Genomic DNA, 253 nt, shown 5'->3' with positions numbered 1-253 from the left:
CAGGGCTGGCTGTATGTGGCTTTCGTGATCGATGTGTTCGCTCGCCGTATCGTCGGCTGGCGAGTCAGCAGCTCGATGACCACGGACTTCGTTCTGGATGCACTTGAACAGGCGCTTTACGCGCGGCTGGATAGCGTCAAGCAGGAAGTCCGGTTTACCGACAAACATCTTGGCCGGTCGGTCGAGATGTTTGTCGCTGTCAGTTGGACATGGTTGTCGCTCCGTTCGGATTGTCAGCGGGTAATTGACGGCG

The 253-nt window shown here is 57.3% G+C and carries 1 protein-coding gene; it reads left to right on the top strand.

All coding sequences use genetic code 11. The features are described from left to right. A partial coding sequence (locus F6X39_RS37270; protein ID WP_262414945.1) for a DDE-type integrase/transposase/recombinase occupies positions 1-253 on the top strand: 253 nt, incomplete at both ends.

The sequence above is a fragment of the Paraburkholderia sp. UCT2 genome (genome assembly GCF_014397665.1).
In the GTDB taxonomy this organism is placed as follows: Bacteria; Pseudomonadota; Gammaproteobacteria; order Burkholderiales; family Burkholderiaceae; genus Paraburkholderia; species Paraburkholderia tuberum.
The sequence above is the reverse complement of the archived record's forward strand: the minus strand, read 5'-3'. Positions and strand labels throughout refer to the sequence as shown.